At 46.8% G+C, this 8367-nt stretch carries 11 protein-coding genes; 8 read left to right on the forward strand and 3 right to left on the reverse strand.

What is annotated here, in order from left to right:
* Window positions 1-169 precede the first annotated feature (169 nt).
* A complete protein-coding gene (locus BG32_RS10110; RefSeq protein ID WP_121526779.1) occupies window positions 170-412 on the reverse strand; it encodes a hypothetical protein in 243 nt (80 codons plus the stop codon).
* 110 nt (window positions 413-522) lie between these two features.
* On the opposite strand from BG32_RS10110, the gene BG32_RS10115 reads away from it, so the two are divergent.
* Window positions 523-888: a four helix bundle protein gene (locus BG32_RS10115; protein ID WP_121526780.1), complete on the forward strand. Its 366-nt coding sequence runs from the start codon at window positions 523-525 to the stop codon at window positions 886-888.
* A gap of 55 nt (window positions 889-943) precedes the next feature.
* On the opposite strand, the gene BG32_RS10120 is transcribed toward BG32_RS10115, so the two are convergent.
* The gene (locus BG32_RS10120) at window positions 944-1153 is read right to left on the reverse strand and encodes a DUF2922 family protein (RefSeq protein WP_103134807.1); all 210 of its coding nucleotides are present in this window, start codon (window positions 1151-1153) and stop codon (window positions 944-946) included.
* Window positions 1154-1255: 102 nt separating this feature from the next.
* Complete coding sequence (locus BG32_RS10125; RefSeq protein WP_099771550.1) at window positions 1256-1492, reverse strand: DUF1659 domain-containing protein; 237 nt, start codon at window positions 1490-1492, stop codon at window positions 1256-1258.
* Window positions 1493-2285: 793 nt separating this feature from the next.
* Here BG32_RS10125 and BG32_RS10130 point away from each other — a divergent pair.
* From BG32_RS10130 to BG32_RS10160, 7 genes are all read left to right on the forward strand, one after another.
* Window positions 2286-2597, forward strand: a complete 312-nt coding sequence (locus BG32_RS10130; protein ID WP_121526781.1) for a helix-turn-helix transcriptional regulator — start codon at window positions 2286-2288, stop codon at window positions 2595-2597.
* Window positions 2598-3039: 442 nt separating this feature from the next.
* A complete protein-coding gene (locus BG32_RS10135) occupies window positions 3040-4470 on the forward strand; it encodes a PD-(D/E)XK nuclease family protein (RefSeq protein WP_121526782.1) in 1431 nt (476 codons plus the stop codon).
* 120 nt (window positions 4471-4590) lie between these two features.
* Window positions 4591-5862: a hypothetical protein gene (locus tag BG32_RS10140; protein WP_121526783.1), complete on the forward strand. Its 1272-nt coding sequence runs from the start codon at window positions 4591-4593 to the stop codon at window positions 5860-5862.
* 25 nt (window positions 5863-5887) lie between these two features.
* Entirely contained in the window at window positions 5888-6619 is a 732-nt protein-coding gene (locus BG32_RS10145; protein WP_259459669.1) for an ATP-binding protein, read from the forward strand.
* 121 nt (window positions 6620-6740) lie between these two features.
* A complete protein-coding gene (locus tag BG32_RS10150) occupies window positions 6741-7109 on the forward strand; it encodes a four helix bundle protein (protein ID WP_121526785.1) in 369 nt (122 codons plus the stop codon).
* 76 nt (window positions 7110-7185) lie between these two features.
* The gene (locus BG32_RS10155) at window positions 7186-7971 is read left to right on the forward strand and encodes a M48 family metallopeptidase (protein WP_121526786.1); all 786 of its coding nucleotides are present in this window, start codon (window positions 7186-7188) and stop codon (window positions 7969-7971) included.
* Between the two features lie 214 nt (window positions 7972-8185).
* On the forward strand, window positions 8186-8367 hold a 182-nt coding region (locus BG32_RS10160; protein ID WP_220660327.1), incomplete at its 3' end, for a DnaB-like helicase C-terminal domain-containing protein.

An 8367-nucleotide genomic window follows, 5' to 3' on the forward strand; every position in this document is an offset into this window, starting at 1 on the left:
ATACCCTTTAGTTGTGGCTAAACAATTAGAGGGGAGATAAGGAGTGGATGCTAACAATGACTCAAGCACATCATATCAAATATCTGTACAAAGTGAAGAACAAATCGGTGAGTTCAGTCCAAATCCAAAATCCATAATTTTCTTCTATCCTTATCCAAACCGAACTTTGTCACTTTACCAACACCTTCATCGCCGTCTTCCACAGTCCCCTGTTCAGGAACATGACGACAAGGTCTATCAGGACATCCAGGATGAAGTCGAAGAATTCCGGATCGATCTTCCATTGTTCATCTGGAAGCGCGTCCTTTATCATCTGTTTCACTTTCTCTTTCTTCTCCGGTCCGTTGCCGGGGGATTCTACATAACTTGCAAATACTCCTATTAGCGAGATTAATTCTCGTATGAAATCCATGGCTACCTCCTGTTGATTTCGTCCTTCGTCCAAGATCATGAACCCGTCCCTCGTCCTTGGATAGACACTATCAGCATCTTTGCGCTATCATTTCTCTGGAGGTGGTCTTCATGGCCGATTCTTATCAGAATCTAGATGTGTATAAGCTGAGTATGAAGTTTGCCTACGATGTTTATCAGATTGTCTCCACTTTCCCTGACTTCGAGAAATTCGGCCTTTCTTCTCAGCTAAGGAGAGCCGTTATCTCCGTTCCCTCTAATATCGCCGAAGGGTCAGGCCGTCAGTACAAAAAGGAGTTTGTGCAGTTTCTCTTCCTGGCAAAGGGCTCTCTTAGAGAAGCAATGGCACAACTCGAACTCTCGAAGATGTTTGAATATATAGATGAAGAGACTTTCATTCAGATAAAGGATCAGGCGAACAGACTCCACAAGATGCTTAACAGGTTGATCTCCAGATTGAAGAACCCGGGTGGCTGAGCCACCCGGAGCCAAGGACGCCGGACGGGTCCTCGGGTTTGGACGATGGACGTTTCTAGATCAGATTAAACAACTCATTCTTCTGAGTGTCGATTACCGCTGCGTAGTCTACCGCATAGCTTGAAGGGATCACCTTCAGAGTTATGAGGTTTCCCATCACAGTCTCGACCTCAGCCTGAGTCAGAGTCTCCTTGGGCTCTTTTATGTAGAAGCCCTTAGACTTCTTCGCGGTTGAATCGTACCATCTAACGCTCAGGTTTCTCATTTGAGTTCCTCCTTTCATTGTTTAGAGGTCAGTTGTTTGAGGCCAGAGGTAGGAAGATCTTTAACTTCAAACCTCTATCCTCTACCCTCTCACATCCGTCTCTTAGTCAATCGGTCCGAGGGTCTGGGTTTCGATCAGTCTAATGTCGGCGATGATGTAATTGGTGAGGCTTGCGATGTTATAGGCTGCATCGTATGCCTCCTGTGCAGTCATTGCCGAATCGACGCTGAGAGTCTGTCTAGAGAGGACTGGTTTGTCGTCCTCAATGACACCGGTATCCCAGGTGATCGAAAGTGACTTCTCGGTACCAACTACCATCACAGTTGATCCTAATCCCATGAAAATTCCTCCTTTTTTTGGAGGCCGGGGTTAGAGGTAAGGGGTTGGGGGTTTGAAAGATCTTACCCACCCGCTACCTCGTACCCGCAACCTCCGTTTTTCTTCGTGGCCACGTGAAATGAATATATATCACCGGGTCAAAAAACACCAAGCTCAGGTGAAAAACACCTGAGTTTGGCTCTGGAATAACGGCTATGTATAATCAAAATAGAGAAGCAAAGGCTCTTTTATTCCGATTGAAAGCTATCGCATTCATGTGTGAGCATTATGAAAAAACGAAAGAAAAAAGGCGATTTGAAAAGATAGAAATTCATACACATCGAATGAATGAAATAATTGGCTTTAGTCGGCAATAATCGCGAATAAATGACAGCATTTGAAAATATCGCTCCGGGTCTCTCAATGCCGAATAGCTCACGAACAGTTCTTGACAGCGTTTATGGGAATGATATAGAATATATACACCCTGTTTTGATTGACTAACGGAGCCGATGGAGGTTTTTCAAAATATGGAAGTTTTCGGAAAGACTGCTTATATCTTTTGTTTTCTTTGTTTAAGGGTTTCTTTCTTCAAGAACTCATCTTCAGGTCTGTCGCCTTAATAACGGCATGATAATTTTCTGAACGGGAAGAGTCTGCGCAAGTTTAGTTAAAGCTACACAGCGTTCAAACAAACCGATTTTGTTCGCAAGAATATGAAAGTTAATCTGGAGTATATCCAGGGCTTCATAGCCGTTGCATTCAGACAATTGAGTTCTGGATGAACTCAAACCATGGAGAGAGGAGGTGATTTATGGGCAACCTGCGCGATGAGAGGATCATGAGAGAACTTAGCCAGAGGGAGCTCGGAGAGGTGATAGGCAAGGACCAGAAGTATATCTCCGAGGTAGAGCTGGGAAGGATAATTCCCGGTTTCAGAAACGCCGATACTCTTGCCCGTTTTCTGGGCGTTCCGGTGGAGAGGATCTTCCCCTGTTTCACAAGGACTTCCAGATTTCCCGGCTACAAGGATCTCATGTATCTCTACAGTCTCGGTTACGACATAGCCTTATATGAGAACGCCATGAGAGAACTGACAACAAAGGAGGCACAAAATGACGGATGAAGAAGGTCATCGGTCAACGGTCTACCGTCCTCCGAGAAGGCTAATTGAAGAGCGAGAAGATGCTTTGAGTTTGAGACGAAGCTTCGCTTCGAGAAAAACCCATTCGAGACTACTAGAAACTCGAAGGGAAAACAGATCCAGCATATGATCTTTGAAAAGAACTCCTACTCAGAATCGTTTTGAAACAGGCTCATCAGGTAAGTGTCACGGGATGACAGAATGAGGCAAGTCAGGGATGATATTTTTCTTACTTTTCGTCATTCTGACAAAGCTTCTGGTCAGAATCTGGTTCTGATCTTGTTGCCAAACTGATACTTACTTTTGCGCGATAAAGTACGAATTGCTCTTCGCAGCGAATAGCCATCAGCGAAAAGCGGCTCTTGTTCTTGCATCCAACAACTTGGAACTTGGAACTGAATTCAAGAAAGGAAGGTGATTCGCCATGAATCCGGCAGTAAAAAACGAGAACGGACCTCTGCCAGGAAATCCGCTCTCAAGAAACAAATGTATAAACACCCAACTAAATACTACCACTTTCAAAAGGGAAAGGTCTAAATCTGTTTACCCTTTTTGCAACAGTGATATTACTTCGTCAATTCCCGCAGAAGAAGTGAAGGGTTTTGGTTCTGAAGGTTCTTATCCAACCTGCAAACCTGGGCTTGCGTTCTCTGAAAAATTAGCTCTTGAGAAATCCCAAAACGGAGAACGGGTGACGGAGAACCGCCAGCCGTTCCCACTATCGTATTCAAGAATCAAATCCTTCGTGGAATGTCCTCACAGGTTCTATCTCCGCTATTTTGAGGGACTGCCCGAAGCGCAGGGAGAGGGGAGAAAACACAACGGCCTCATTCTGAGGGCGATGTTCAATTCTTATCTCGGCAATTCTCCTACTCCTCTCCTCTTTGGAGAGAATCTGAAGAGGGACCTAGACCAGATAGAGTTCGGAGTTCAATTCCTCAATAGCAAAGATGTTGTAGCTCTAAATATTCCCTTCGCGCTGGATAGATTCTCCAATCCCGTTCCCTTCGACGAACCGGAAGTGGTGTTTAGGGGCGTAGCGCAGGCGCTCTATGAAGATGAGCGCGATGTCAGAGGTAAGAGGTCAGATGTAAGAAAGGCCGTAACCAACGAATCGGATTTCTTTGAGAAAGGAGTACGGGATATAGAAGACTTGAAAGGGGAAGATCCAGAGCTCTTCTCACCCCTAACCTCTCACGCCTCGCCTCATGCTCGGCTCGTTCTCTGCCACTTCAAGGCAGGTTTCGGTGATCCCGACTGGGAGAGGCTGTTTCTTTACGCCTGGGCTCTCTCGAGACAGGGATACGAGATAGGAAGGATTGAATGGGTCTCTCTTTCTGCGGGGGCTTCGACTTCAAAAGAGGTGACAAAGGAAAATCTCGAAGAGGCCGGGATCAATCTTCACGCCTGGATAAGCCAGATCCTTAAGAGCGATTTTTCACCCGAAGCAGGAGATCACTGCTCTTACTGTCTCTATCATTCCTTCTGTCCCTTAATGGAAAAGCTTGGAGAGGACCTCATGATTACCGACAGTGATTCATTGAAGAACACCCTTCAGAAGACGGTCGCCTTTCAGGAAGGGGCGAAGAAGATGAAGAAGCTCGCAGATGAATTCATAGAGAGGGAAGGGATAGGAAAGGTAGAGCTTCAGGGATACGAGTACGCGAGCGATGAGGCTCCAACGCAGATAAGGCTTCTGGATAGAGAGGCGGCGCTGGATACCGTCGTAGGCCTTCCAGATCCATTCAAATTCATCACGTTCAGGAACCTGTCCGAACTGGTCGACTATCTTCCCGAAGATGCTTACGAGAAGAAAGAAAAGCTGAAGCCGGTGAGGAGGTTCAGGAAAGCATAGCTTTTGAAAAAGATGTAAGAGGCCAGAGGGAAGACGTAAGAAGAGCAATTAGATCCTGCCTTTCTAACCTCTAGCCTCATACCTCTCACATCTGTCCGATCTTTGACTGGAGGTTTTAGTATGAATTACATAGAACTGATCAACAACTTCTGGATACAGCACAGGCGGTTTCATTTCAATGAAAAGGAGATCTCCATGTTCTTCTTCCTTCTCGACAGGGCGAATGAGTTATTCTGGCCCGAGAGTTTTTCCCTGCCTGCCAGTGTTTTCAGAAAAGAATTCGGCTGGACGAGAAATCAGGTGAGATGGGCGAGAAGCAAACTGATTGAAACCGGCATTATAAGCTATTCTTCAGGCGATACAGGCAGGAGCGGAGAGTACTCTTTCTCGGGAACATTTCTACGCGCATCTTCAACGCAATGTGTGAGCAATCCATGCGCACTTTCCGCGCACGGTGATGAGTTAATAGAAACCTCTTCAGAACTGGAAGAGCGTTCATCGGAAATGTATAATGGCGAAGATTCTACGCGCAAGTCATGCGCAGACCATGCGCAACTTTCGCGCGAACCACGCACACGCACATTATATATAAACAAAACAAAACAAGACAAAACAAAACCTAAAAACATTCTTTCTCCTTACGGAGAAACGAAAGTTTCACTTTCGCAATCGACAGGAGAAGGGGTGAAGAATGAAGAGAATGATGACCCTTTGCTAAACAGTGAAGCAGCAAGAAAATCATCGACGAAACAGACTGCCGATTCTTCGGAGATTGTTACGGTCATAGGGCCAGTATCCGGTGTCCCGGAAAATGGCAGTGCCGATCGCGGAGAGATTAGTCGTGGTGAGTTTTCTCCCGGCGAAGTTGCCGTTTCATCGTCCGAAATCAAATCGAATTCGAAAGATAAACCTCGTAATGGCGAAGCCGGACCTCCGGAAGAAGTCCCGCCTGAAGACTGTGTAGTCGTTCCGCTGTTCGAGATGAACGATCCTGGAGAAAAGCAGAGTGAGGAAGGTCAGGAAGATTTCTCATACCTCGAGTCCTGTTCGAGATACGAGAGAGACGTAATGGAGACCTGGGAGGCGATAATAGGGCCCTTCGAGAGGGAATGGATTCCCCTGCTTAGAGAAGCCCTGAGGAAATGCTATCCCTCCCAGATAAAGACCGCGATCATAGCTATAGACAGATCGAAACACGAGGTACTCGAAGAGATAGGCTTCGAGTATCTAATGCAGCCCCTCCTCAGGGGAGCCTTCGGAAGGAGAGTGAAGAAAAATGGAAGAAAAGATTGGAGCGATTCTGAACCGTTTAGAGATCCTATCGAAAAGTTCAAGAATCCAGCAAGAGAAAGACCCAAAACATATGAAGAACTCCTCAAATACACGGTATAGCAAGGACGAGGCGATAGAAGAGTGCATGAGGAACTGTCCCGGTCCGGAGAAGTGCCCTTACGGGGGATACATAATCTACGCCAGCGAAGATCCACGCTACAGCGACCTCATGTACGAGTGCTCGATATACAAAGAATTCAGAAGGGTGAGGGAAAACATGGAGAGGCTGATAAAAGTCCTTCCCAAGGGATTATGGGAGAGAAGACTTGACAACTTCATCCCCGAAGACGAAGTTACAGAAAGGGCGCTCGACCTCTCGAAGAAGTACGTGAGACACAGGGCGTGGAAGATCGGGTCGAACTTCGTGCTTCTGGGAGGCTACGGGACCGGAAAGACTCACCTCGCTGCGGGAATAGCGATAGAGGCGGTCAATATGGGAGACACCGTAGCTTTCATAACGGCCCCGTCTCTTAAGATCGGAGACTTCAAGACTGTTTGCGAGAAGATACAGGAGTGTTCGGGGGTTGACCTTCTCGTTATAGACGACCTCAGCAACGAGACGGAAAACAAGATGACCACAGACAAGATATTCGAACTGATAAACCACAGGTATGAACAGGGTGCGGGAACGATAATAACCTCCAACCTGAACTTGACAGATTTCGACTTAACCGTCGGGGCAAGGATCTTCAGCAGGCTGGGTGAGAGGACTGCAATCATGCGTCTGGAAGGAGTCGGCTCTTACCGTGAGAAGAAGAGGGAAAGGTATGTGGCATGGACGAAAGAGCCGCTGGGAGAAGAAAACACGCTTGGCTAGAAAACGCTGAACGCTGGGTAGAGCAAAGGCAACAAGAAGAACAAGGTCAAGGGTCAACGGTCCCCCGTCCGCCGAATTAGGCGACTGTGCCAGAAATACTCAAGAGTTATGGAGGTTTGAAATGTCGTTTGGTTTCAAGAATCTGGAAGTCTGGAAAGTAAGCAAGTCCTTCGCAAAGGATGTGTATGAATTAACTTCATACTTTCCTTCAGATGAGAAGTTTGGTCTTGTCGCTCAGTTAAGAAGGGCAGCGATTTCAGTTATGTCGAATATTGCTGAAGGAGCAGGGAGGAAATACAAGAAAGAGTTTGACCATTTTCTCTATCTTGCCCGCGGTTCCTTGAACGAGACAGTGGCCCAGTTGGAGATTTCCTTTGAGTTTGGCTATCTGAATCGAGATCAGCTTGATCTAATCGAAAAGAAGGCCGAAAGCATTAATAGAATGCTCTGGAAACTCTCCAAATCTCTTGAAAAATCGGAGGACCGATGACGGCTGACGGAGGACCGCTATTCCAGCGTACAGCGATTCTTATGCTTGCAACTATTTCGACGAAAGGAGAAATGTGATGGAAGACAGAATAACCAAGACTTTGGCTTTGCTTCTGGACGGAAGTTGGAAAGAGGCGTTCAAACTTTATCACGAGATAATAAACGATCTCTCAAAGAAGGAGAGTGTTCCGGAAACAGTTCATGACACAAAGGACAGTCAAACCTCTTCGAAGACCGAAGAGGCGGTATCTGTCGTGAGTGAATTTGAGCGATGGCCGACACTGAACGATGAAGAGCTGTGGGATCTCGGTCATATTTCCTATCTCTTCGATGACACGGAGACGGCTGAATCTCTTATCGAGGAGCATTACTCAAGAAAACCGAACGACATAGAGGGGATGGTATTCCTCGGAATGATCTACAAGAAGAGAAACAAGCCTTACAAATCCGAACTGATGTTCAGGGCCGCACTTTCGGAAGATAAAGACAACATGAAAGCTGTGGAAGAGCTTGTTTACCTTTACCTCGAAACCGAGAGGCCTCTCGACGCCCTCGCCTGGGTACAGAAGTTACTGAGACTCGATCCCCGGACTCCGAAAAACTACTTTCTTGCAGGCAAGGCACTAGAGAACCTGAATAAGGAAGAGCAAAGCAGAAGATACATTATCGCCGGTATGATCCTCGATCTATTCGGCTTTTTCGGGGGAAGTCTGCAGAGCTTCTACGAAGACAGACTCGGCAAATCGATCACTATAGCCGATCTCTTCGACGGAAAGGAGGTTATTGAGGAATGGGTAGGAAAAAACCGGCGCGCGGTTGACCGTTCTCCGTTCTCCGAGTTCGAACACCAGGAGAGTAACTAGTTCCAAACGGTTGCTTTGTCCTTAGACGCGCTGTGAAGATCAGAGAGCCGCTGATGGCTGAACGCTGACGCTGGGAGGAGCAAGGATCCGTTGGGAAGGACAAAGACTCACTGATGGCTGAACGCTGGGGGTACGGGGCTACAGGTTCGTAAGATCTTGACCTACCCCCTACCTCGCACCCGCTACCACGACTCAAATTTTGGAGGTGAATGAAATGTCTGAATACAGATGGCCGATAGAGAAACTGAACGATATTCTTCAACCTATGAGAGAAACGGACCTTATCGTAATAGGTTCGAGGCCCTCTCAGGGAAAGACTACGCTAATGCTGAACATGGCATATGAATTCACGAGAAAAGGAATAAGGACTGCCTATGCAACCGTAGACAGAAGCAG

This window comes from Mesotoga sp. HF07.pep.5.2.highcov, from assembly GCF_003666285.1.
Lineage (GTDB): Bacteria > Thermotogota > Thermotogae > Petrotogales > Kosmotogaceae > Mesotoga > Mesotoga prima.

What these genes read in the sequence shown, in the direction of transcription:
- BG32_RS10110 (WP_121526779.1), bottom strand. Translation starts at nt 412, where the DNA reads ATGGATTTCATACGAGAATTAATCTCGCTAATAGGAGTATTTGCAAGT.
- BG32_RS10115 (WP_121526780.1), top strand. Translation starts at nt 523, where the DNA reads ATGGCCGATTCTTATCAGAATCTAGATGTGTATAAGCTGAGTATGAAG.
- BG32_RS10120 (WP_103134807.1), bottom strand. Translation starts at nt 1,153, where the DNA reads ATGAGAAACCTGAGCGTTAGATGGTACGATTCAACCGCGAAGAAGTCT.
- BG32_RS10125 (WP_099771550.1), bottom strand. Translation starts at nt 1,492, where the DNA reads ATGGGATTAGGATCAACTGTGATGGTAGTTGGTACCGAGAAGTCACTT.
- BG32_RS10130 (WP_121526781.1), top strand. Translation starts at nt 2,286, where the DNA reads ATGGGCAACCTGCGCGATGAGAGGATCATGAGAGAACTTAGCCAGAGG.
- BG32_RS10135 (WP_121526782.1), top strand. Translation starts at nt 3,040, where the DNA reads ATGAATCCGGCAGTAAAAAACGAGAACGGACCTCTGCCAGGAAATCCG.
- BG32_RS10140 (WP_121526783.1), top strand. Translation starts at nt 4,591, where the DNA reads ATGAATTACATAGAACTGATCAACAACTTCTGGATACAGCACAGGCGG.
- BG32_RS10145 (WP_259459669.1), top strand. Translation starts at nt 5,888, where the DNA reads ATGAGGAACTGTCCCGGTCCGGAGAAGTGCCCTTACGGGGGATACATA.
- BG32_RS10150 (WP_121526785.1), top strand. Translation starts at nt 6,741, where the DNA reads ATGTCGTTTGGTTTCAAGAATCTGGAAGTCTGGAAAGTAAGCAAGTCC.
- BG32_RS10155 (WP_121526786.1), top strand. Translation starts at nt 7,186, where the DNA reads ATGGAAGACAGAATAACCAAGACTTTGGCTTTGCTTCTGGACGGAAGT.